This window comes from Mucilaginibacter flavus, from assembly GCF_030409315.1.
Classification (GTDB): domain Bacteria; phylum Bacteroidota; class Bacteroidia; order Sphingobacteriales; family Sphingobacteriaceae; genus Mucilaginibacter; species Mucilaginibacter flavus.
On sequence record NZ_JAUFPS010000026.1, the window covers coordinates 225,581 to 250,154 of the forward strand.

The following is a 24,574-nucleotide window of genomic DNA, read 5'->3' on the forward strand; positions in this document are numbered from 1 at the left end:
TGTAAAGTTTGGAAGAGGCGTTTTAAAGTTAAAAAGTTGGAATGTTGTAAAGTTTAGGGAAACGTTGTGAAGTTGTAATATTAAAATGATAAAAGAAGTATTTTATTTAATTAATAACTATATATTTAGTTGATTATTTGATATGAAAACACTTACAATTGTAATTTTCATTTTTGCCTGTTTTGCAAGTCATTGTTTTGGGCAAAAAGCTAAACGGGATACCGCATTGGCCAGCCAGATTCTTGCGATGTATAAAACAGATCAGTTTTGGCGGGTGGAGTTTATGAAAACCCAGCGCAAAGAAAAATCGAATTATGATGCCGAAACGATACAAGATAATTGGTCAAAGGCAGATAGCATTAATGAGGTTAAAGCCAAAGCCATCATTAATAAATACGGTTACCCAGGCTACAGCAAAGTAGGCGAGAGGGCGAGCGATGATTTTTGGGCCATCATTCAGCATTGTGACGATGATATTCCTTTCCAGGAACGCGTGTTGGCTTTGCTAAAAAAGGAAGTCGCGAAAAATAACGCTAACAAAGAAAAATATGCTTACCTGGTTGATAGGGTATTGGTGAATAAAAATCAGAAACAGATTTACGGTACGCAATTATCACGCGATGATAAAACCAGGAAGTTTAAACCTTTCCCGCTTAAATACCCCAAATCTGTTGATAGATTACGCAAGCAAGTAGGGTTGGAGCCGCTGGCAGAATATGTGAATGGTTATGGGCAATGATTGTCGGAATCAGAATTTACAGAATTAAAGAATAAGGAGAATTAAAAAAGCATTCTGAAAATTCCCAAATTCTGTAAATTCTGATTCAGACAACATCTCAAACTTATTTCCCATGCAAACTCACTACATTTCCATCGGGATCTTTAATATTCAGGAATTTACCCCATGGCGTGGCATCCACTTCGCCTAATGCTACGCCTTTTTCGGTAAGGTCTTTAATATCGGCATCAAGGTCATCGGTTTTGATCACCAGTCCGCGGATGCTGCCGGCTTTCATATCCGGGAACCAGTTTACCAGCGTGATTGAAACCGGCGAGCCTGGGTAGGCCATTTGTATCCATTGCGCGCCGTCAGGTTCAAAAGGTGATTCTACTAACACAGCGAAGCCCAGTTTTAGGTAAAACTCTTTGGCAACCTGCTGATTGGTTACCGGGATAGAGATAATTTCAATTGATTTCATGTTTGGGTTTATATATACTTGGGTTATATAAATGTAGGGCTAAGTGGGTAATTGGCAAATGTTTTTTACATTTTAACTAAATTCATACTTATCTTGTTTACGTAAGTAGTGTGTAATTAGCAAAACCCTTATTCTTGGTTACTGTTAACTACCAAATAATCAATGTCAGCAAATAACAACCAGTTTTACGCCAGTTTGCCGGTGAATAATATTTCCCTCGGCGACCTTTTTATTAATGATAAACTGTTTTTCAATGTACCCGGGGATTGGCACGTGATCATTACCGATATCAAAAACTCAACCACGGCGGTGATGAATGGCAAGCACGAAAATGTAAACCTGATAGCAACCGGGAGTATAGTTTCGGTATTGAATATCGCTTTTAAGGCAGATATATCAGTGCCTTTCTTTTTCGGTGGAGATGGCGCAACGTTTATAGTGCCGCCATCGATATTGGAAAGCGTAATGCAAGCCCTGGCCCTGCATAAAGAAAATACCCTGAAAACTTTTGAATTAGCGCTGCGCACCGGTACCATACCCGTTAAGCAAATTTATGATGCCGGTTATAAGCTTTGCATCAGTAAATTTTGCTGCACGGGGAATTTTACCATTCCCATAGTTTTAGGAAACGGTCTGAGTTATGCCGAAAAAGAGATCAAAGGAAATGACAACTTAACCAACTATCAATCGCAAACCGACGAGCTTGACTTAAGCGGAATGCAATGCCGATGGGATAAAATACCACCGCCCGAGGACTATGAGGAAGTACTTACCTTGTTGGTGCTGGCGCTGCACGAGGATGAGCAACCTGAAGTTTTCAGGTATGTAATTTGCCACATAGACAGGATTTATGGCGATACTAAGAAGAGGCAGCCAATATCGGTACCTAAACTTAAGCTCAAAACTACCTTTAACCGCCTGGAAAAGGCAATGCGTGAGCGCATTAGCAAAAGCATGGTAGTTGAAATGTTAAAACATTGGGCTACTATGCTCATCACCTACATTTATTTGCGTACTAAAAAGGGTAAAAAGTATTTGGATAAATTAGTCGAAATGTCTGACACGTTAGTTATCGACGGTAAGATAAATACTGTGATTACAGGTAGCCCAAATCAGCGTAAAGAGTTGCAGGAGGTTTTAAGTAAAATGGAAGACGAAGGACAAATTTATTACGGTTTTCATGTAAGTAGTGAGTCGGTAATGTCATGCTACGTGCGGGACCTGGAAGACGATCATATTCATTTTGTTGATGGAGCCGAAGGTGGCTACACCAAAGCCGCGGGCTTTATTAAACAAAAACTTGCCCGGTAAATAGCCGCTTTATCGCTCGCGAGTAAAAATCAGCAGCGTGAGCAAATCATCCAACATTATTGGCTTAACTTTGTAGTAATATTAAAATAACATAGTATGAGCAAGTTCACCATCCCCGACAAAGTATTGTACGTATGCACCGGCAGTAAATGTGGCAAGCGCGGCGGTAAGGACATGTATAAACTTGCCAAATCATACATCAAACATTACCACGGTAATACCGAAATGGAGGTAATAGAAACCGAATGCACAGATCGGTGCAAATATGCCCCCATATGCAGCATCCAGCCGGGCAATACCTGGCTCAAGGAGTATCATCCTAAGGATGTGTTGAAGCTGATGGATTTGATAGAGTAGGAAGCCTCACCTAAATCCTCTCCAAAGGAGAGGACTTTGATTAGCATATGTAACAAGAAAGGTCGTTTTGCCACAGGCAAAACGACCTTTCTTTATAGAACCCTCTTCTTTTGAGAGGGCAGGGTGAGGCTTTATGCCTCGCTGTTATATTTTATATCACCAACGTGTTTGTCAATCTGCCAGCGGCCGGTGCCTTCTTCGCCAATAACTTCAAACAGTTCAAGGGCGCGACGGGCTTTGTATTCTTCTTCGCGTTGTTCTTTCAGGAACCAGTTTAAAAATTCCATAGTCACAAAATCCTGCTCTTTCATGCAGCGGGCATAAATGTTTTTGATAGAGTTGGTAACGCTGATCTCCTGGTCTAAAGCTTCTTCAAAAACTTCGCGGAATGAGTTATACTCCTGTTTAATGCCGGTAACATCTGGTGATACGGAATTGCCGCCCATATCCAATACATATTTGAAGAATTTTAGCTGGTGTGTTCTTTCCTCTTCGGCTTGTTTAAAAAAGTAGTCGGCCGAAAAATCATAACCATTACGGTTACACCATGATGCCATTGATAAATATACTGAAGAAGAATAAGCTTCTTTTTTAATTTGCTGATTTAAAAGCGATTCGATCTCTGTTGAGATCAGGCTTTTTATGCGGAGTAAATCTTTCATGATCGGATTAAATTGAATAATTAATATAAACTTAAGCAGGAAATAATATACAATTATAGTGCTATAAATCTATTTTGCTCAAAATAAACGCAATATGAACTTGGTCTAAATAATACGTGGGAAAGGTCATTAAGTCATTGGGTCATTATGTCATTTTTAAAAGTTAGCTCTTCTAAAATTAACAATGACTAAATGACGCGTAGCAAATGACACCGTAGCGAATGACTAAGCGTAAAGCTTATCGTGTAAAATGTGGTTCAACTCTAACATTACAAATGTGCCTTCCAGTAATTCTTTGAGGGCGATGATTTGTACCAGGGTTAAAACATAGCAATGGTCGCAGGCGCAAATGAAGATGATCTCCACATCCGGATCTTTGGTGGTATTAAGCAAAGCTTGCTCAATATCTATATGGTAAACTGCTTTGCGAAGTTTTAGCAAACAACGGTGATCAAATTTGGCAACCTTACCGGCAAAATCAACATACCAGCAACGCTCTTCATCGCTTTGGTAAACGGCACCTTTTGTTGTTTTAAAAACATCGGTCCATGGAGTTGTTTGGGTTAGCGTAGCAATCATATAATAACACAAAGATTGTGTTTATTTATATTTATTCCAAATAAAGATAAAGAATTTTTGAATACTGTTTTTCTACGATGGGAAATAAACGGGGATTTGGCACTTCGCTCTGTATTGAGTAGACGACTCACCCGGTCTACGCTTCGCTGGACCTGCCCTCTCTCCCGCAAGCGGCAAAAAGGGCTAAAGAAACAAAATTTCCCCGCCCCTCTATGCGGAGTAGCCGGATAAAGGGGCAGAATGAGCGCAGCGATGTTCGGGGAGAGTCGTCTGCTTCATGCTTTTCAACATTTTTTTAATTTAATATACAACAAATCATTTTTATTATAAATTTGAATCGTGGATTTCGGGATCGTTCCCGACCACAGCCAATTAACCAGTTTAACATGAAAAAAAACTTACTATTAACCCTATTCGGCTTTGTGCTGGCTGTAAGCGCGCATGCGCAGATGCCTGCTTTAGAGCGTGTTGAGCCAATGTCATGGTGGGTAGGGATGAGCAACCCAAACCTGCAGCTTATAGTACATGGCAATAATATTGCAAGCCGTAATGTGGTGCTTAATTACCCCGGTGTAAAGCTAAAAGCGGTACATAAAGTCGAAAATTCGAATTACTTATTCCTCGATCTGCAAATTTCCTCATCAACATTACCGGGAACGTTCCCGGTAAAATTTACAAAGGCTGGTAAAAGGGACCTGGTTTACCAATACACCCTTAATAAACGCGATAAATCTGCCGGTAGGATTCAGGGGGTAACCAGCAAGGATGTAATCTACCTCATCATGCCAGATCGTTTTAGCAACGGCGATGAAAGTAACGACTCTTTTGATAACCTGCGTGAAAAAGGCGTTCACCGCGATTCTATGTACAGCCGCCACGGCGGGGATTTGCAAGGTGTAATGAACCATCTTGATTACCTGAAAAGCCTCGGTGTAACTGCCATTTGGCTAACCCCCGAAATTGAGAACGATGAACCCCATGCATCATACCATGGTTATGCCGTTACCGACTATTATAAAATAGACCCACGTTATGGCACCAACGAGCTTTACAAAAAGTTTGTGGAGAAGTGCCATGCCATGGGCTTAAAAGTTATTAAGGATTTAGTGCATAACCATGCAGGTACAGAAGGCTATACTATTTTAGATATGCCGATGAAAAGCTGGGTACACCAATGGCCTACCTACACCAAATCAAACTTCAGGGACGCTGCCGTGATGGACCCACACGCCTCGCCGATGGATCGTAAACTGATGTCTGATGGTTGGTTTGATCACCGGATGGCCGATATGAACCAGAATAACGTTTATGTACAAAATTACCTTACCCAAAACCACATTTGGTGGGTGGAGTATGCCGGTATTGATGGTTTCCGCCTGGATACCTATCCCTATAATGATCCGGCTTACATGGCTAAATGGGCGCAGGATGTGAAGGCGGAATTTCCTAAACTTTCCATTTTCGGGGAAACGTTGGTATGGTCGGCGGCAAACCAGGCCTTTTTTACGCAGGGTAACACCGTTAACCGCGGTATGGATACTCATTTACCTGGCGTAACCGATGGCGTATTAAAAGACGCCATTTACGAGGCAATAAATGGCAACGATGGCTGGACAGATGGTGTTGGCCGCTTATACTCCGTATTGGCGCAGGACTTTTTATACCAGGATGCTACCCGCAACACCATTTTTATGGATAATCACGATATGAGCCGTTTGCTATCAATGGTGAAGGAGGATTTTACCAAATACAAATCGGCGATGGCTATGTTGTTAACTATGCGTGGCGTACCGCAGCTGTATTACGGTGATGAGATCCTGATGAAAAACTATAGCGATCCTGATGGTTTGGTACGTGAAGATTTTCCCGGCGGCTGGAAAGGCGACAAGGACAATAAGTTTACCGCCGATGGTCGTTCAAAAAAAGAAAATGAGGCTTTTAACTATGTGAGCAAGCTGGCCAATTACCGCAAGGGCACAACGGCCTTGCAAACCGGTAAAATGATGCAGTTTGTGCCCGAAAAAGGCATCTATGTATACTTTAGGTACGATGCTCAAAAAACGGTGATGATCATATTCAATAGCAGCGATAAAGAGCAAATCCCCACTACCGACAGGTATTTTGAGCGCCTTGGTGATGCCAAGAAAGCAAGGAATGTAATTACCGATGAGACTGTTGATTTGGGTAGTTTAACATTGCCGGGTAAAACCACACTTGTACTGGAAATTTTACCTGCTGTTACCCATTAAAAATTATATCTTAGTGGCTCTAAGCCACGTATCTAAAACGTTACAATGAACAATATCAAAGCCTGTATTTTCGACCTGGATGGTGTAATTGTCGATACGGCCGTTTATCACTACAAAGCCTGGAAAAGGCTGGCCAATAGTTTAGGGTTCGATTTTACCGAACATCAAAACGAGCAGCTGAAAGGCGTAAGTCGTGTACGCTCGTTACAACTTATCCTTGGGTGGGGCGGTGTAACCAAAACCGAGGCAGAACAGGAAGCCCTGGCCACACAAAAAAATACCTGGTACATGGAAATGGTGAACCAGATGCAGCCTGATGAAATTTTGCCGGGCGCAAAAGAATTTGTGGAAGTATGCCGTAAGGCCGGTATCAAAATAGCTTTAGGCTCGGCCAGTAAAAACTCCATGACTATCCTTAACAAAATTGGCATTACCAACTTGTTTGATGCCGTTATTGATGGCAACAAAGTAAGTAAAGCCAAACCCGATCCTGAAGTGTTTTTGGAAGGTGCTAAAGCCCTGAGTGTTGAACCCGAAGAGTGCGTGGTATTTGAAGATGCCATTGCGGGGGTTGAAGCCGCAAAAGCCGGCAACATGAAAGTAGTTGGCATAGGTGAGCCGGGCGTACTGGACGCCGACCTGGTGATCAGTGGTTTAGATCAAATGACCTTAGATAAATTGTTTAAATTATAAAAAGCCCCACCCAAACCCTCCCCTAAAGGGTAGGGCTTTAAAGTCGCCCCTTTAAGGGAGATTTAGAGGGGCTAAAGGAATTGATATGAAAAATTATATTAAAGTTGATGAGTGGAAAGTAATCGAAGAAGGTTTCAATCCGCATCATCACCAGGTATCTGAAAGCATATTTAGTTTGGGTAATGGCCGTATGGGCCAGCGCGCCAACTTTGAGGAAGCCTATAGCGGCGAATCATTGTTGGGTAACTATGTTGCCGGTGTTTATTATCCCGATAAAACCCGCGTAGGGTGGTGGAAAAACGGCTACCCCGAATATTTTGCCAAAGTACTCAACGCCGCCAACTGGACTATCATCGACGTTGTGCTTGATGGCGAACAGCTCGATCTTGCTAAATGCGAAGTAAGTAACTTTCGCCGGGAACTGAACATGAAGGAAGGCTACCTGAAAAGGAATTTTACTGCCAAAACGGCCTCAGGTAAACAGGTTGAGGTTGAAGCCATTCGTTTTTGCAGTATGGTTGATGACGAAACCGCAGCCATAAAATATACCATTATTCCTTTAAACTTTAGCGGCAACATTACCATCACCCCGGCTATTGACGGCGATGTGATGAACAAGGATTCTAACTACGACGAAAAGTTTTGGGATGAAGTAAGTAAAGCCAATGATACTGATTGTGGCTATGTGGTAATGCGTACCAAAAAGACCGGTTTTGAAGTGGCAACTGGGATGAAATTTATAATTGAGCAGGACGGAAAAGTTATCCATCCTCAAACAGAATCTATCCTTAAAGAAAAATACGTTGCCACAAAAAATCATTTTCAGGCACAACAGGGACAGGCAATCAGCATTACAAAATATGTAACTAACTTATCGTCGCAAAATCATAATCCCGATAGCCTTGTGGAACAAACCGACGCTACTTTAAGCCGCATCAGCGCTAAAGGATTTGATACCATGCTTGCCGAACAAGCCGCCGCCTGGGCCGAAAAATGGAAACATAATGATATCATTATTGAAGGGGATGCATCGGCACAGCAGGCTATCCGTTTCAATATTTTCCAGCTTAACCAAACGTATACAGGCGAGGATGACCGCCTGAATATTGGGCCCAAAGGCTTTACCGGCGAAAAATACGGAGGCAGTACCTATTGGGATACCGAGGCGTATTGCGTGCCTTTCTACCTGTCAACAGCTCCCCAAAAGGTCACCCGTAACCTGCTTTTATATCGCTATAAACAATTGGGCAAGGCCATTGAAAACGCTGTCTCTTTGGGCTTTAAAAACGGCGCTGCGCTTTATCCCATGGTTACCATGGATGGTACCGAATGCCATAACGAGTGGGAAATCACTTTTGAAGAAATTCACCGTAACGGCGCCATCGCCTACGCTATTTTTAACTACGTACGTTATACCGCCGATGAAACCTACCTGGCCGATTATGGCTTGGAAGTTTTACTGGCCATCGCCAGGTTCTGGTCGCAGAGGGTTAGCTGGTCGCAGGATAAGCATCAGTATGTAATGCTGGGGGTAACCGGGCCAAACGAGTATGAGAATAACGTAAATAACAACTGGTATACCAGTATGCTGGCTGTTTGGTGTATGAAATATACCATGGAAGTGGCTGCAAAGGTTAAAGCTGTCGATGCTGCAAAATATGATGCGCTTACGGACAGGATCAGCCTTGACGAAGCGACTGAGTTTAGTCGTTTTGGTCACATTGTCGAAAACATGTACTTGGGTCATGATGAAAAGCAAGGCATCTTTTTACAACAGGACGGCTACCTTGATAAAGAACAGATCCTGGTTAAAGACCTGCCGGCAACAGATCGCCCTTTGAATCAAAAATGGAGCTGGGACAGGATATTGCGTTCGTGCTACATCAAACAGGCCGATGTACTACAGGGGATCTACTTTTTTGAGGATGATTTTGATATCGATACCATCCGCAGAAACTTTGATTATTATGAACCGCGCACGGTGCATGAATCATCATTATCGCCATGCGTGCATGCCATATTAGCCGCCAAGTTGGGCGATGAAGCCCGTGCTTATGAATTTTACTTACGCACCGCCCGTTTGGATTTAGATGATTATAACAACGATACCGAAGATGGCTGCCACATTACATCGATGGCCGGCACCTGGATGGCTGTTGTAGAAGGTTTTGGTGGCATGCGTGTAAGGGATGGTAAATTGCTGTTTCAACCGTTCATCCCCGAAAAATGGGCGTCATTCTCGTTCCACATCGGTTTCCGCGGCGCGCTGCTCAATATCAAAGCAAGCAGGGAAGGGGTGCAGATCAAAAACCTATCAAATGTCGAGGCTACGGTTTCTGTATATGGGAAAGATCAGTTGGTGAAAGCTAACGACGAATTATTGGTAGAGGCATAATTAAAAATTTGAAATGTTGGTTATAACAACTATAGGATACTCAACAATACACTCATTGCCGTCACGGGTTCCCCTCTTGAGAGGGGGCGCGATGGTAAGTGTGGCTGCAGGGGTGTGTTTGCCAGCGTTCATTACCGCGTTATTAACACACCCCTCCACCCCTCTCAAGAGGGGAATCGCACAGGCCATAGCTTTTTGGCTTCCTTTTCTTTTCCAGTTTCCAGATAGGAGAGAAATTAAATCCCAATTAAAGTAAAATAAAGTATCTACATGAAACATAAACCGGTACTTGTTTTAACTATCTTACTGCTTGCCAATGCTGGTTACGCGCAGGTAAAACGTCATCCCAAAAATACTATGGAGCAAACAGTCACAGATCATAAATTAATCATATACCAGTTGTTGCCGCGTTTGTTTGGCAACACTAAAACGCTTAACAAAACAAACGGTTCTATTGAAGAAAATGGCGTTGGTAAACTGAATGATATCAACGATAAAGCCCTGCATGAAATTAAAAAAATGGGCTTTACCTACGTTTGGTATACCGGTGTAATTGAGCATGCTACCATGACAGATTACTCGGCTCAGGGTATCAAGGTTGATGATCCTGATATTGTAAAAGGCCGTGCAGGTTCGCCTTATGCTATCAAGGATTACTACGATATCGACCCCGATTTGGCTATAGATGTTAAAAACCGGATAGGTGAGTACGAAGATCTCATCAAACGGACCCATAACAATGGCCTTAAGGTACTGATGGACCTGGTGCCTAACCACGTTGCCCGCACCTATGCATCTGATGTAAAACCTGCCGGCGTGCGCGATTTTGGGCAGGATGATGATCACTCCAAAGCTTTTAGCGCCACTAATGATTTTTACTACATGCCTGGCCAGCCCTTTACCGTTCCCGGTGGATATAACCCCGGCGGCGATGAGTTTAAAAGCCCGCTGAAGGACGGCAAGTTTGATGAAAACCCGGCCAAAGCAACCGGAAATGATGTGTTCAGCGCATCGCCATCTATCAATGACTGGTTCGAGACCATGAAGCTCAATTACGGTGTTGACTACATGGATCACCGCCGCGGTCATTTCGATCCCATCCCACCACTGTGGAACAAGGTTTATGATATTTTAAAATACTGGACTGCCAAAGGTGTCGACGGATTCCGTTGCGATATGGTGGAAATGGTTCCAATCGAGTTTTGGGGTTGGGTGATCCCTAAAATGAAAGCCGAGCATCCGGGTATAGTTTTCATAGGCGAGGCTTACGATAAAGGCAAATACAGCGACTACATTTTTAAAGGTCACTTTGACTATCTGTATGATAAGGTGGGTTTGTACGATACCGTGCGCAACCTAACCCGTAACGATTACCATACCAATACCTGGGGCATCAACGCCGTTTGGAATCACGATAGTAAAGGCATCGACGAGCATATGCTGCGCTTTATGGAAAATCACGACGAGCAGCGTATTGCTTCGCCCGATTTTGTAGGCAATGCATGGCTGGCCGTACCGGGCATGATTGTTACCGCCACGCTGAACACCGGTCCGGTAATGATCTACTTCGGTCAGGAAGTTGGCGAACCGGGAGCAGGCAGCGAAGGCTTTAGCGGTAATGATGGTCGCACCTCCATATTTGATTACTGGGGCGTGCCCGAGCATCAAAAATGGATTAACGGCGGGGCATACGACGGCGGCAAATTATCTGACGATCAAAAGAAGCTGCGTGGCTTCTACAGCACCTTGCTTAATGCCGTAAACCGAAGCGAAGCGATAAAAACCGGTGCTTTTTATGAGTTGATGATGGCCAATGAGCATCAACCGGGTTTCGATACAAAAATGTACATATACCTGCGTTATACCAACAATCAGCGTATATTAGTAATAACCAATTTTAACCGGGACGCCCGCACAATCAGCGTAAAACTCCCGGACGACCTGTTACATAAATTAAACATCAGCGGCAGCAAGCAATTCAAAGACCTGCTCACCGGCGTAAACTATAACACCAATGATATTAAAAACGGTGTTGAAGTTACAGTGGGCGCAAGCAATGGATTGATGCTGGCGTTTTAAAGATGTCAGAATCAGAATTTACAGAATTTTAGAATTAACAGAATAACGCGGTGAAAGACTTACGAAGTTTTTAAAACTTCGTAAGTCTGGAATCTACAACTTGCAATTTGAAAGCGCAAAATGTTGGTTTTAATAATGAAATCTGGAACGATCAAATTCTGGACATTCTAAAATTCTGCAAATCCTGATTCAGACTATTGAACCAATTAACCAACAATGAATAAAGTACTACAAAAACCACGATTAAGCTTTTGGCAAATCTGGAACATGAGCTTTGGCTTTTTAGGCATTCAGTTTGGCTTTGCCTTACAAACAGGTTACGCCAGTCGTATTTTGCAAACCTTTGGTGCCGATGTAGGCAACTTATCATTGTTTTGGCTGGCAGCGCCTTTAACAGGTATGATTATTCAGCCAATAATTGGCCATTATAGCGACAGAACCTGGAACCGTTTGGGCCGTCGCCGTCCGTACTTTTTAACAGGCGCTTTACTGTCCGGCTTAGCGCTGTGCTTTTTGCCCAACTCATCGGGTCTGGCTTTTTTGCTGCCCCCGATAATCGTTGGTGCGGGCATGTTAATGCTGATGGATGCATCTTTCAATGTGGCCATGGAGCCATTTCGTGCCTTGGTGGCCGATAATTTGCCCGATAGTCAGCATACCGCTGGTTTCTCCATGCAAACTTGTTTAATTGGTGTAGGTGCAATTGCGGGTTCGTTACTGCCTTCTATTTTGCATGAATGGGTTGGCGTAAAATCAACAGCTGCGCCTGGCATAGTTCCCAACAACTTACTTTATTCTTTTTACTTGGGAGGCCTCATCTTAATAGCCTGTATTGTTTGGACGGTTGTAAAAACCCGTGAATATCCACCTGAAGAATATGCCAAATTTCATGAACCTGATGTAGAAACCGCTAAAAAGACTGGTATCGCAGAGTTTATAGATGACCTGGTGAAAATGCCGAAAACCATGAAGCAGTTAGGCCTTGTACAGTTTTTTTCGTGGTTCGCCTTGTTTTCTATGTGGGTGTGGACAACACCAGCTATCGCAACCCATGTTTTTCATTTGCCTGCCGGCGACACCTCCTCGCAAGCATACAATGACGCAGGCGATTTTGTGGGTAAATTGTTTAGCGTTTATAACGCTGTTTCGGCAGTGTATGCATTATTATTACCATCAATAGTAAAACGCATCAGCCGTAAAGGTACCCATGCTTTTTCGCTGGCTATGGGGGGCATTGGCCTGGTATCTGTGTTTTTTATAGAAAATCATAACCTTTTATACCTATCAATGGTGGGTATAGGTTTAGCATGGGGTAGTATTTTAGCTATGCCTTACGCCATTTTATCAAGTTCGATACCGGCAAAAAAGATTGGCGTTTATATGGGCCTGTTTAATTTTTTTATAACCTTCCCTCAAATAGTAAGTAGCTTGTTTAGCAGCCTTATCATCAAAAATCTGTTTAACAGCCAGTCAATTTATGGTCTTATAATGGGTGGCGTATTTATGTTTATTGCCGCGATAACCGTGTTTTTTGTGCAGGATGGCAAAAAAATCCAAATAATTGAGGTAGCTGATTGAAGAAAATTCAAAAACTGGCACAGTTAATGATTTTTCGTTAATTCAATTGTTGTATATTGCGTAGTAAGTACACATTATACATATTTGCAGAAACCCCGATAAATAATTTGAATGGAAAGTAATACACCAAATCCAGAGCTGATAACCAGTAAGATAGTAGAAGTAGAGAACTTGTTGGAAGAGGAAGAAGAGTTTCATCACCTTAATAACCCTGCCGATGGTATAAAACCAATCATCAAAAAATACCTGGGAATCCCCAATCATGCCGATCAATTGGGTAATAAATTCTACTTTACCGATGGCGATGCCAAGGTGGAGGTAGTAGTTGTTACCGATGATATTATTCGTGTAAGGCTTGCACCACATGGAGTTTTCCTCGAAGAGTTTTCATACGCCGTGCCTAAGCTGGTGCAAAAAACGGCTGATTTTACTTTATATGAGAATGAGGATGAATTTCGGGTTGCAACTAAATCGATAAATTGCCATATCCGTAAAAAGGATTTCTTCATTTCATTTTCCGATAGCAACAACCACGTTACCAGTACCGATGCGGTGCCGATGCACTGGGAAGAGAACGTACAGTTTGGCGGCTACTACGTGTTTTGTACCAAAACATGCGCGCCCGACGAAAGCTTCTTTGGTTTAGGCGATAAACCTACCGAGCTTAACCTGCGGGGTAAACGCCTCAAAAACTGGAATACAGATGCCTACTCTTTTGGCTGGAACCAGGACCCTTTATATCGCAGCATCCCTTTTTACATCAGCGTAAACGAGGGTATAGCACATGGTATTTTCTTCGATAATACTTTTAAAGCGCAGTTTGATTTTGGTGGAGAAGATAAAACCAAAACCAGCTTTTGGGCCGATGGCGGCGAACTGCAATACTATTATATCCACGGTCCGCATATGATGGATGTGGTAAAAAACTACCACATTTTAACCGGTACACACCCAATGCCACCGCTTTGGGCGTTAGGTTACCACCAATGCCGCTGGAGCTATTACCCCGAGGCTAAGGTGCGTAAAATAGCCCGTGGTTTCCGTGATAACCAAATTCCTTGCGATGGTATCTACTTAGATATCGATTATATGGACGGTTATCGTTGTTTTACCTGGAATCGCAAATATTTTCCAGATCCAAAGAAAATGATCAGCGAGTTGGCTGCCGATGGTTTCAAAACAGTAGTAATAATTGATCCGGGTATTCGTGTGGATGATAACTACTGGGTATTTAAAGAAGGTAAAGAGAAAAGATATTTTTGCCGCCGCAGCGATGACTACTTTATGGAAGGCCACGTATGGCCGGGCCGTTGCCAGTTTCCCGATTTTACCAATCCCGAGGTACGTGAATGGTGGGGAGGCTTGTTTGATGAGTTAGTTGAAATGGGCGTTGCCGGTGTTTGGAACGATATGAACGAACCTGCCGTATTTGGTGCAGGTACTTTTCCAGATGATGTCCGTCACCAATATGATGGCCACCGCGGATCGCACCGTAAAGCGCACAACGTTTACGGTATGCAAATGGTACGCTCAACCTATGAAGGTTTGCGTAAGATCATGAAAAACAAACGCCCTTTTACCATTACCAGGGCAGGTTACTCGGGCGTGCAGCGTTTTTCATCGGTTTGGACCGGTGACAACGTGGCTTCATGGGAACACCTGAAATTAGGCAATATCCAATGCCAGCGCTTATCGGTATCAGGTATCCCGTTCTGCGGTACAGATATTGGCGGTTTTAGCGGCGAGCCTGATGGCGAATTATTTACCCGTTGGATTCAGTTAGGCACCTTCTCGCCATTTATGCGCGCGCACTCTGCCGGTGATACCAAGGAGCGTGAGCCCTGGAGCTTTGGTGAGCCATTTACTGCTATCAACCGTAAATTTATTGAACTACGTTACCGCTTAATTCCTTATTTATACTCAACGTTTTGGGAGCATCACCGTTATGGTTTCCCAATTTTAAGGCCGGTGGTAATGCACGAGCAGGATGTGCTGCTAAATCATTTCCGCCAGGATGAGTTTACTTATGGCGATAAAATCCTGGTTTGTCCGGTTATGGAGCCTGGTCAAACCAAACGTAACGTATACCTGCCTAAAGGCAAATGGTTTAACTACTGGACTTACGAGATTATAGACGGCGGCAAAGAAGTAACTGTAGCTACACCTTTGGATACCATCCCGCTGTTTGTAAAAGCCGGATCGGTTATACCGGAGTATCCGGTAATGCAATACGTTGGTCAGCACGAAATTGAAGAGGTAAAACTTAATGTTTACTATACCGATTACGAAGTAAACTCCTTCCTTTTTGAAGATTACGGTGAAACCTTTGCTTATGAGCAGGATATTTACCTGGAGAAAAAGTTTGTAGTAAACGGAAGCTCAAAAAACTTAACCATTGGCCAAAGTATGGAAGGTTTATACACACCGCGTTACGAAGGTTACCACTTCAACATTATCGGCTTGCCGTTTAAGCCAACCAAAATAACAGTTGATGGTAAAGCGGTAACAGATTTTGCCATCAATACCGATGGTACCATGGAGTTTAAATACAGTAAGAAGTTTGTACAGATAGAAATTTCAAAATAACAGCTTGCAAGCCGCCCCAAAAGGGCGGCTTTTTTATTTAATAATAAACACCACAGCATATAAAATAAACTCTATTTTAGTGCGGCAGGCTATAAAAAGGAGTCTTACCTCGTGATTCTTGTTTCTTGACTCTATTAAAGTAAATCCTGTTATATTTGATTACATAAACCAAAACTCAATCCTGTTATTTGGGTTATCTTTTACAAGCCCCAACAGGTTATCTATATCATGGCCAAAAAAACTAAGACAACCGAAACCCCGATACCGGAAGCAAAGCCTGTAAAAGAAAAAGCCCCAAAGGCTAAAACTGAAAAGGCTAAACCGGAAGTTGCTGCACCCGCCAAAAAAGCCGTGAAAGCAAAACCTGCCCCTGCCGAAAAAGCTGCAACCGCCACGCCCAAAGCCGTTAAGGCAAAAGCTGCGCCGGCAGAAAAGGCCGCCACAACCAACAAGCCCAAAGCTGTTAAAGCAAAAGCAGCCGAACCGGTTGTAGCTGCACCTGCACCGGTACTGAAAGCCGTTGAACCCTATAGCCGTTTTACCGATTTTGATATCAGCCTGTTTAAATCTGGCAAGCATTTTAAGCTTTATGAAAAATTTGGTTCGCATGTGGTGGAGTACAATGGTGTGGTGGGTACATATTTTGCCGTTTGGGCACCCAACGCGCAGTATGTAGCCGTTATAGCCAACTTTAATGGCTGGAACCGAGGTTCGCACAGCTTGAATGCCCGCTGGGATTCATCAGGTATTTGGGAAGGTTTTATTCCCAATATCGGTGTGGGCGAAACCTATAAATATTATATTAAATCATCAACCGGGGAAGACCTTGAAAAAGCCGACCCGTTTGCTTTACGTTGGGAAGTACCACCAAGCACAGCATCCATAGTTGCCGATACTTATTACGAATGGCGCGATGCCGACTGGATGACCAACCGCCATGAGCACAACGCGCTTGATAAACCATACAGCGTTTACGAAGTGCATTTAGGCTCATGGGCACGCAGTTTAGAAAGCCCGGATGAGTTTTTAACCTATACCCAGTTAGCACACAAATTGGTGCCTTACGTAAAGGAAATGGGCTTTACCCACGTAGAGTTTATGCCAATTATGGAGCACCCGTTTTACCCAAGCTGGGGTTACCAGATTTCGGGTTACTTCGCGGCGGCCTCACGTTATGGTTCGCCACAGGAGCTGATGTTTTTGATAGAGGAGTTCCATAAAGCGGGCATAGGTGTTATCCTTGACTGGGTACCATCGCATTTCCCGGGGGATATTCACGCGCTGTATAAATTTGACGGTACGCACCTTTATGAGCATGAAGACATGCGCAAAGGCTTCCATCCGGATTGGAAATCATACATATTTAACTACGGCCGTAACGAGGTTAGGGCATTCCTGATCAGTAATGCTTTGTTTTGGTTAGATAGGTACCATGCCGATGGCTTACGTGTTGATGCCGTGGCATCGATGCTGTACCTTGATTACTCGCGCAAGCACGGCGAATGGGAGCCAAACATTTATGGCGGTAACGAAAACCTGGAAGCCATTTCATTCCTGAAAGAGTTTAACGAAGCCGTTTACAGTCATTTCCCATCGGTACAAACCATTGCCGAAGAGTCAACCTCGTTTACAGGTGTTAGTCGCCCGGTGTATTTGGGCGGATTGGGTTTTGGTATGAAATGGATGATGGGCTGGATGCATGATACCATTAACTACTTCAAAGAAGATCCTATCAACAGGAAATATCATCACAACGAAATTACCTTTAGTACCATATACGCCTTTACAGAAAACTTTATGCTGCCTTTCTCGCACGATGAGGTGGTTTATGGTAAAGGCAGCATGTTGCGTAAAATGCCGGGCGATGAGTGGCAGCAATTTGCCAACCTGCGCCTGATGTACAGCTACATGTTTACACATCCCGGTACCAAATTGTTGTTCCAGGGGGCGGAGTTTGGTCAGGGTGATGAGTGGAATTTCAGCCAGTCGTTACAATGGCACGTTTTGGAATATCCAAACCATGTAGGCATGTCAGAAACCGTGAAAGCTTTGAACCATTTATACCGCGATGAACCAGCCTTATATGAAAAAGCCTTTGATTTTAGCGGTTTTGAATGGATAGATGGTGGTAATGCCAATGATTCGATACTGGTTTATCGCCGCATGGGTCATAACAGCAAGGATGATTTGGTGATTATCCTGAACATGACACCGGTGCCACGCTACAACTACCGTATCGGCGTACCTGCGGCAGGTAGCTGGAAAGAAATTTTTAACTCCGATGCTACCAAGCTATGGGGTACCGGCATCATCAATTACGATGCGGTAAAAACCGATGCCGAAAAATGGCATGGAAAAGATAACTCCATCAACATCACTATACCGCCTTTGGCAGCCATCGTATTCAAAAAATTAACTGATGCGCCTGCCAAATATGAGTTGAAGCGATAATATTAAAATATCTGTAAAACTGTTTAACCATTTTTGATGCTTTACGTTAAAAGAGTGGTTAAACAGTTAAATAGATAAACGTTACCTATGAACCCTAAATTTCGCAACCTTTTCATCATCGGCGGCACCATCGCCTTGCTTGGGCTTATTATACAGGTAACAGTTACCTATCCCGATATTGATGCCAAAAATGTACTGCTTAACGCCCTGCCCGCCTTATTCCTTTATTTTTTGGCCTATAAAACCTATCATGAGCATAAAGACAGTGAGTTGATGTAAATTTGCTCCATGAACTTTTTCAACCTCATCGTTTTCGGTACCATTGCCCTTATGTTGCTTGTGCTGGGCTATCAGATTAAGTATAAAAAAAAGTCGAGCCTTATATCGGGTTTTAATGAAGATATGGTTGCCGATGTAAATGGCCTCTGCAATTACGTTGGTGGCTTAATGCTAATCAACGCCGCTATTGCCTTTTCTACAGGTATTTTGATGACCTGCTTCCCCGCCAAGCTAAATTTTTGCCTGGCGTTTTTTGTGATTGGTATTTTGGCTACAACTATTGCCGCGGGTGCGGGTAAAAAGAAGTTTATGAAAGTGTAAGCAAATTGTAAATGATGGGGTAGGGGATTACGTCGTGCCTTTTGATGTTGCAATAGAGCTTCTTAAATATTTTTCAAAAGTGTTGCGTTCGCAACAGATGTCACTGGTTTTAATTGTATTTTATTGATATTGAGTGTTTTGTGAATTGTCATAAAATGCAAACCGCAACAAAATCGCAACAGTTGGTCAGCTATGTGTTCAGATTTTGTTAACAGCACTGGCTTTTTGCGTGGCTCTGAATTGTTTTTTTTGACAATTTAGAATATGAAGGTTTACAAAAAAGTCTTGATACCTGATACCAGCTACTTGATACTTTCCCAGCCTCCACTGACAAAACGCTGTCACCATCTATGAAGCTGTGTCTCCGTAAATTAGTGGGCAAATCCCAATATTTTTATGGAACGTCATCCTTACATCGAATCCATTCGGCGGGAAACGGCTGCTTTTACCGACCGCAAGGTTAAGGCCGGGCAGTACAGCCGAAATTTTATAGGCGTTGAACTGTTTACCACCCGGCGGGCCAACGAGTGGATGAAACAGCAATACGGCAAGCCGGCCGTGCGCATGCTGTTTGGCAGTTTCTGGTTTGAGCATGAGCTGTGTATTATGTTTGCCGATACCAACCTGGGCAAATCAATTTTGGCCGTGCAAATTGCCGCCAACCTCACTACTGCCACCACTTACGAACCATTTTACAACAAATGCGATGAAGGGCTGCCGGTGCTCTATATTGATTTTGAGCTGAGCGCCAAACAGTTTGAAGCGCGGTACTCCCATCCGCAATATGGCAGTCACCTGTTTAGCGATTTGTTTTACCGGGCCGAGTTTAACCCAGGTGCCGACGACCCTGTACTGTACACCACTTACGAAAAATATATAGAAGATTCCATCATCAACGCCATCAAAGTAACCGAAGCCCGTGTGCTCATTATTGATAACATCACCTACATGCGCCGCGGCACCGAAAAAGCCAGCGATGCCCAGCCGCTCATGAAAACGCTTAAGGCGCTTAAAATCAAATTCAATATCAGCGTACTGGTGCTGGCCCATACGCCCAAACGCGACAACCGCAAACCCCTTACCATAAACGACCTGCAAGGCAGTAAAATGCTCATCAACTTTGCCGATAGCGCCTTTGCCATTGGCCAAAGCCACCTCGACCCTAACCTGCGTTACCTTAAACAAATAAAGCAACGCAACCAGCAGGAACAATACGGCGAAGACAACGTTGTGCTCATCCGCCCCGAAAAGCAGCTGAGCTTTTTAGGCTACAAATTTGAAGGCTATGCCGCCGAATACGAACATCTGCACCCTCAAAGTCCCCAACGCCAGGCCCATATTCAACAGATTAGGCAGTTGCACCGGCAGGGCATGTCACTGCGTGATATGGCCCTGCAATTGGGTATGCATTTTTCGGCCGTGCACAGGGTGGTGAAAAAGATTAAGGCAGAGGAGAAGGAAGGTGAGGCAGCGCCAGTAGTTTAGTAGCACTTTTCGCTGAGCTATTTTATATATCTATAGTTCCGTTGGTGCACGCGTGTCGCGTGTGTCCCATCATACAGGTCGAATTACTTTATGCTAAGACGGATTTACAATTTATTTGATAAGTCTTGTTTCATGTTTACTTATTTGGCTTGAACTTAAACGGGAGACACACGTGGCCAAGTGCGTCAGCGGAGGAAACTAAACGTTGCATGTCTTGACAATTACTATATTTATAAAAATCGTCATTACTTAACATGAATGCGGTGATGTAAGCGCCAAGTAGAACTTTCAATTTATCCCTCTGTTTAAATTTACAATTATTATGATATTGCAAGTAATGTTCGACTCTAATATTTTCGACGGTCTTGTTTCAGGTAAGATATCTACAGATTTATTCAACTCCGAGAATGTTAGAATTTACTTAACACACATTCAGATAGATGAAATAAACAATTGCAAAGATGTTGAAAAGAGGGCGAAATTATTTTTGTTTATGATCGAATTAAATCCGAAGAAAATTGCAACCGAATCATTTATTATCGGTACGTCCAGATTAGGCTCTGCCAAGCTAAGTGATGGTAATATCATTGAAACTTTAAGAGGTGGAAATCTAAAACATACCAATGATGCCCTAATCGGTGAAACGGCCATTAAAAATAATCTGATACTAATAACAAATGATTTAACTTTTCGGAAAAGAGTAGAGAATCTAGGGGGGAGAGTGATGAGTCTAGAACAATTAAAGAATAGTATAACGATATAAATAATTTGTTATGTCCATTTGCACAGATTGTCAACCTAGGCTGGCACACGCGCATAGCATGTGCCCTACCATGCAGGTCGAATTGTTTTACGCCAAGCCGGATTTACAATTTAGTTGATAAATCCTGTTTTGCGTTTACTTATCTGGCTTGGACTTAAACGCGGAACACATGAAGCGCGATACGGGTACGCCAGCTTGTGGCAACGAAACAATCAATTTAATCTTATAGTAATATATTTATTTAATGTTCTACTACGTAAAGTACGATAACAATGTCGAAATTCACAATCATCGCAACCACAATCATCTGCCGGATGAACGCAATGGCAACCTTTAGAACAACCCTTAGGAAAGCGATCATAAAGCATTTTTATTTCCCATTCGTTAGGTACTGGATCTCGCCAACTTTTCATTTTTTTATTTTAAATTAAATATAACATCTTAAATTACATAAGATTATGATTGTTGTTTTCGTCCCCTCCGCTGGCGCATGTGTTAGTCGGGCGCTATTATTCACCAATTGATTGAGGAAAGGTAATTATTAATGCATAGTTATTGTTGATCATTTCATAAGGGCGAAGTTCAAATGTTAAATTCCCTTGCTCCCATTTTCGGCTGACCAACTCATCGCTTAGGTTTCGATTATGGTCTTTGTATTCAAAGCGTCCCTTTGAATCAATATCTCCGCCAAATATTGCCAGTGCTCTGTCAATGATTTGCGCTTGTTCGCTCCAACTTGGGTTGGACAATTGGTGTGAGTAACCTTTAAAAATTACTAATTCTGTTCTTGATCCATCGTCTATCTTAACTATGGCGTCAAAAAAATCAAGGTACATACAATGCTTCTCCATGCGTTGTACTGATTTATTGTCTAAAAATTCTGGTGCCCTGTAAGAAGAATTTTGCAGATCGAAGATTAATTTCCTGCTGAACCATTCTCTATCCTCATCGAAATCGCTAAATATTTCTGGTAATAATCGAATAAAAGCGTCAACAGATATAACCTTAGTTTCAATCCCAAAAAGTTTATATAAGGCCTGGCATTTAAGGGTAGTAGTAGCATCATCGGTAACATAGTAATCACAGTATTGTGCGAAAAATGTATGCATGCCGTCGTTGTGGAGATTAACAAGAGAGTTTTTCGCGGTGATCTTGTCCTTTTTTATTCCAAATATATCAAGCATATTATAAGCCATCAGGTATAAATCATAATAAGGGACTTCACCTTGCCCCCGTACTTTTATACTCTCACTAACAAATTCAAGATAGCTTTTTTGTATAATGGTTTCTTTCAATGCTTCATTAAAGTCCAGGTTTTCATCAAGTGTCATTTTGCCATTATTGACTCCTGTATAAATCATATTTCGCAAGTCTTTGTATAAGTTGCTATCCGCGAATATTTTTAGGGTGAACTCAGACATTGTTTTAACCATGTCGAAAAACGTTGGATTATCCTTATCCATAGGAAAAAGCTCGGCAATTATTTTTCGTTGTCCTTCATGACCTGTATCCATAGAGCCAACTATGTCGTTTAACGGCATAGTTGTAAGCATGTTTTTTATGGTTGATTTTAAGATTTTGATCATTGGATCATCACCATCCTTTGGTTCGAAAAAGTTCTCAAGAATGCTCAAGTCATCTTCAGAATTATCCTCAAATACCATTAAGGGAGTAGCTAAGTAGAATGATGTATTTTTCTCAATGGGATCATAGGCCAAATAGTTATCACCTACTAATGTTTCCATATGTTTAAAATCGTCGAACTTGAAGTCTGTCTTATCTTTCCACTTGTCTCTGATGTGAGCAATTGAAAAATAGAAGCTGATTTTTTTTTGATATGTTTTTAGTAATTCATTCAGCACTTGAAATCTAGCCTCCTTATCGGATTTTAGTTTGCTAAATACGTTGGTATCTAAATAAATTCGAGGCATTATGATTTTGGTTAACCCAAATTTAACTCAAATTAATTAGGCTTAACTAACATCTGCTATCTTTTCATATGATTGGTAAAGGGCTAATTGATATCGACTTTTTGTAAAGGACAGGCATTTGGGATAGCGAATTTGACACACGCGACACGCGTGCGCCAGCGATAGGGATGTTTTCTGTATGTTTGATATACCTATACTTATTATTATGTCTAAATCATTTCTTATTGTGTTGTTTGCATTTTTGTTCCTGAACAGCTTTTGCAAAGCACAAAAATTGTATATCTGGTGTCCTACAGAACAAGATGCAAAACCACGAACTGACTTTTTAGAAAACGAGAACGTAAACATTGTTGTTTTTGACGGCCGAATCATTCCCAAAAACAGCAAAATTGAATGTGAAAGTTCGAGTGTAGATCAGGCTTTAGTGGAGTATATTAAAAAAGCTTATCCTTCTTGCAAAATAACTACTCTTAATGAGTCTGATTATTACAAGAAATCGGAAGCTGGAAAAATTACGATTAAAATTGGTATTGCTGCTTATCAAGCAGGTTTCGGAACGGACATTAGTGTAGGAATTGGAAGCGTAGGGGGAAAGTTCTCTTACGGTATTTTTCCCAAAGGAGAATGGAATGGTTTGACCAGTTATTTTGTTCAAATTTTTGATAATCGTAAAGTAGAAAGGAAAAAATATAACAAAGAGATTAATGAAGTTACGTCTAAATCCAATATGTGGGGCTATAAAACTGCGCGGACTTGTTTGTTTTCCAGTTATGATAAAGCAAATCAAACATTGCTTTCATTTATTGAAAGTTCCTTTATGGAATAATTAGTAATCGATTTTGTCATATCCGACAGCGATTGGTCAAGATTATTTATTGAGTTGAAAATTCATTCGAGAGACAAAGCATTATTAGGAATGCGATTTTGACAGCCACGACACGCGTGCGCCAGCGATAGTTTTTGACTAACATCACCCCACAATAGGGATGGCAGCGGATACCCGCCAACGTGGCTAAGGCCTGTGTAGTATGAGCGTACAGCCCGGGCCGCAGGCATTGCCATTGGAATTAATTTAATACCTACCCGGGTGCTTTAAATTTACTGGTGGCCTCTTCGGCTATATTTAAAAGTAATTTCTTGTTTGTCAGTTCGGTGCTTCAAAAAATTATCGTTACAGCTAAGCTTTTTTACCATTTCACAAAACTGTATAATAAATTGTATAATAAACGGTGGCGATAAATCAGAACATTTGGGAGAATAGCAGGTTAAGTAGTGTATAAATTACACATGGCAATGTTAGTAAACGAACCGGCAAGCGAGATAATAGCGATTATAAATGAAAGGTTACTGAATTACCCAGGCTTTTTTGAGGGGATCAGAGATGCTATTCAGGAGTTTTATATTGAGGATTTCGCGGTGTTGGCCCAGCATTGGGATAATGTGGAACGCTTTTTAAGGTTGTACAGGATCAATAGGTTTGTAGTGAACCCCCAAGGGCAGCTGCTGGGTACTATTTTCCCTTTTGAAACTGATTTTCATGTGCAGCTGGCTTTGTATGTGATTTATAAATATTGCTGCTGAGAGGGGAGGGGCTGAAGGGCGAAGAAATTGAAACGCGTGCTTAAATGCCCGTATATAACGTTAAAAGCCCCGGCT

The 24,574-nt window shown here is 42.3% G+C and carries 20 protein-coding genes; 16 read left to right on the plus strand and 4 right to left on the minus strand.

The window, feature by feature from the left end:
- Positions 1 to 142 precede the first annotated feature (142 nt).
- Entirely contained in the window at positions 143 to 739 is a 597-nt protein-coding gene (locus QWZ17_RS10820; protein ID WP_290305218.1) for a DUF6624 domain-containing protein, read from the plus strand.
- A 103-nt stretch (positions 740 to 842) separates the two neighbouring features.
- On the opposite strand, the gene QWZ17_RS10825 is transcribed toward QWZ17_RS10820, so the two are convergent.
- Complete coding sequence (locus tag QWZ17_RS10825) at positions 843 to 1,199, minus strand: VOC family protein (protein WP_290305219.1); 357 nt, start codon at positions 1,197 to 1,199, stop codon at positions 843 to 845.
- Positions 1,200 to 1,361: 162 nt separating this feature from the next.
- Between QWZ17_RS10825 and QWZ17_RS10830 the strand changes: the two genes are divergently transcribed.
- Positions 1,362 to 2,510 (plus strand): DUF3095 family protein, encoded by a 1,149-nt coding sequence (locus tag QWZ17_RS10830; RefSeq protein ID WP_290305220.1) that lies wholly within the window; start codon positions 1,362 to 1,364, stop codon positions 2,508 to 2,510.
- 96 nt (positions 2,511 to 2,606) lie between these two features.
- On the plus strand, positions 2,607 to 2,867 hold the full coding sequence (locus QWZ17_RS10835; RefSeq protein ID WP_290305221.1) for a (2Fe-2S) ferredoxin domain-containing protein: 261 nt from the start codon (positions 2,607 to 2,609) through the stop codon (positions 2,865 to 2,867).
- Between the two features lie 131 nt (positions 2,868 to 2,998).
- Here QWZ17_RS10835 and QWZ17_RS10840 read toward each other — a convergent pair whose 3' ends face one another.
- Both QWZ17_RS10840 and QWZ17_RS10845 read right to left on the minus strand, forming a co-directional pair.
- Complete coding sequence (locus QWZ17_RS10840; protein ID WP_290305222.1) at positions 2,999 to 3,529, minus strand: ferritin; 531 nt, start codon at positions 3,527 to 3,529, stop codon at positions 2,999 to 3,001.
- Between the two features lie 225 nt (positions 3,530 to 3,754).
- Positions 3,755 to 4,108, minus strand: coding sequence for a hypothetical protein (locus QWZ17_RS10845; RefSeq protein WP_290305223.1), 354 nt, complete (start codon positions 4,106 to 4,108; stop codon positions 3,755 to 3,757).
- A 386-nt stretch (positions 4,109 to 4,494) separates the two neighbouring features.
- Here QWZ17_RS10845 and QWZ17_RS10850 point away from each other — a divergent pair, with 386 nt between their 5' ends.
- The 11 genes from QWZ17_RS10850 to QWZ17_RS10900 all read left to right on the plus strand — a co-directional run bounded on the left by QWZ17_RS10850 (position 4,495) and on the right by QWZ17_RS10900 (position 20,987).
- Entirely contained in the window at positions 4,495 to 6,357 is a 1,863-nt protein-coding gene (locus QWZ17_RS10850; RefSeq protein ID WP_290305224.1) for a glycoside hydrolase family 13 protein, read from the plus strand.
- A 45-nt stretch (positions 6,358 to 6,402) separates the two neighbouring features.
- On the plus strand, positions 6,403 to 7,050 hold the full coding sequence (gene pgmB / locus QWZ17_RS10855) for a beta-phosphoglucomutase (RefSeq protein ID WP_290305225.1): 648 nt from the start codon (positions 6,403 to 6,405) through the stop codon (positions 7,048 to 7,050).
- Between the two features lie 85 nt (positions 7,051 to 7,135).
- Complete coding sequence (locus QWZ17_RS10860; RefSeq protein ID WP_290305226.1) at positions 7,136 to 9,445, plus strand: glycoside hydrolase family 65 protein; 2,310 nt, start codon at positions 7,136 to 7,138, stop codon at positions 9,443 to 9,445.
- Positions 9,446 to 9,715: 270 nt separating this feature from the next.
- Positions 9,716 to 11,524, plus strand: a complete 1,809-nt coding sequence (locus QWZ17_RS10865) for an alpha-amylase family glycosyl hydrolase (RefSeq protein ID WP_290305227.1) — start codon at positions 9,716 to 9,718, stop codon at positions 11,522 to 11,524.
- A 216-nt stretch (positions 11,525 to 11,740) separates the two neighbouring features.
- Entirely contained in the window at positions 11,741 to 13,102 is a 1,362-nt protein-coding gene (locus tag QWZ17_RS10870) for an MFS transporter (RefSeq protein WP_290305228.1), read from the plus strand.
- Positions 13,103 to 13,213: 111 nt separating this feature from the next.
- Complete coding sequence (locus QWZ17_RS10875) at positions 13,214 to 15,688, plus strand: glycoside hydrolase family 31 protein (RefSeq protein ID WP_290305229.1); 2,475 nt, start codon at positions 13,214 to 13,216, stop codon at positions 15,686 to 15,688.
- Positions 15,689 to 15,916: 228 nt separating this feature from the next.
- On the plus strand, positions 15,917 to 18,139 hold the full coding sequence (glgB, locus tag QWZ17_RS10880; protein ID WP_290305230.1) for a 1,4-alpha-glucan branching protein GlgB: 2,223 nt from the start codon (positions 15,917 to 15,919) through the stop codon (positions 18,137 to 18,139).
- Positions 18,140 to 18,226: 87 nt separating this feature from the next.
- Positions 18,227 to 18,418 carry a hypothetical protein gene (locus tag QWZ17_RS10885; protein WP_290305231.1) on the plus strand — a complete coding sequence of 64 codons (192 nt, stop codon included), beginning with the start codon at positions 18,227 to 18,229 and terminating at the stop codon, positions 18,416 to 18,418.
- A gap of 9 nt (positions 18,419 to 18,427) precedes the next feature.
- Positions 18,428 to 18,739, plus strand: a complete 312-nt coding sequence (locus tag QWZ17_RS10890; RefSeq protein ID WP_290305232.1) for a DUF3784 domain-containing protein — start codon at positions 18,428 to 18,430, stop codon at positions 18,737 to 18,739.
- Between the two features lie 396 nt (positions 18,740 to 19,135).
- Positions 19,136 to 20,224 carry an AAA family ATPase gene (locus QWZ17_RS10895; RefSeq protein ID WP_290305233.1) on the plus strand — a complete coding sequence of 363 codons (1,089 nt, stop codon included), beginning with the start codon at positions 19,136 to 19,138 and terminating at the stop codon, positions 20,222 to 20,224.
- A gap of 322 nt (positions 20,225 to 20,546) precedes the next feature.
- Positions 20,547 to 20,987 (plus strand): type II toxin-antitoxin system VapC family toxin, encoded by a 441-nt coding sequence (locus QWZ17_RS10900; protein WP_290305234.1) that lies wholly within the window; start codon positions 20,547 to 20,549, stop codon positions 20,985 to 20,987.
- A gap of 509 nt (positions 20,988 to 21,496) precedes the next feature.
- On the opposite strand, the gene QWZ17_RS10905 is transcribed toward QWZ17_RS10900, so the two are convergent.
- Positions 21,497 to 22,732, minus strand: coding sequence for a hypothetical protein (locus QWZ17_RS10905; RefSeq protein WP_290305235.1), 1,236 nt, complete (start codon positions 22,730 to 22,732; stop codon positions 21,497 to 21,499).
- A gap of 391 nt (positions 22,733 to 23,123) precedes the next feature.
- On the opposite strand from QWZ17_RS10905, the gene QWZ17_RS10910 reads away from it, so the two are divergent.
- Together QWZ17_RS10910 and QWZ17_RS10915 are read left to right on the plus strand one after the other, a co-directional pair.
- On the plus strand, positions 23,124 to 23,744 hold the full coding sequence (locus QWZ17_RS10910) for a hypothetical protein (protein WP_290305236.1): 621 nt from the start codon (positions 23,124 to 23,126) through the stop codon (positions 23,742 to 23,744).
- A 467-nt stretch (positions 23,745 to 24,211) separates the two neighbouring features.
- Complete coding sequence (locus QWZ17_RS10915) at positions 24,212 to 24,499, plus strand: hypothetical protein (protein ID WP_290305237.1); 288 nt, start codon at positions 24,212 to 24,214, stop codon at positions 24,497 to 24,499.
- Positions 24,500 to 24,574: the final 75 nt, after the last annotated feature.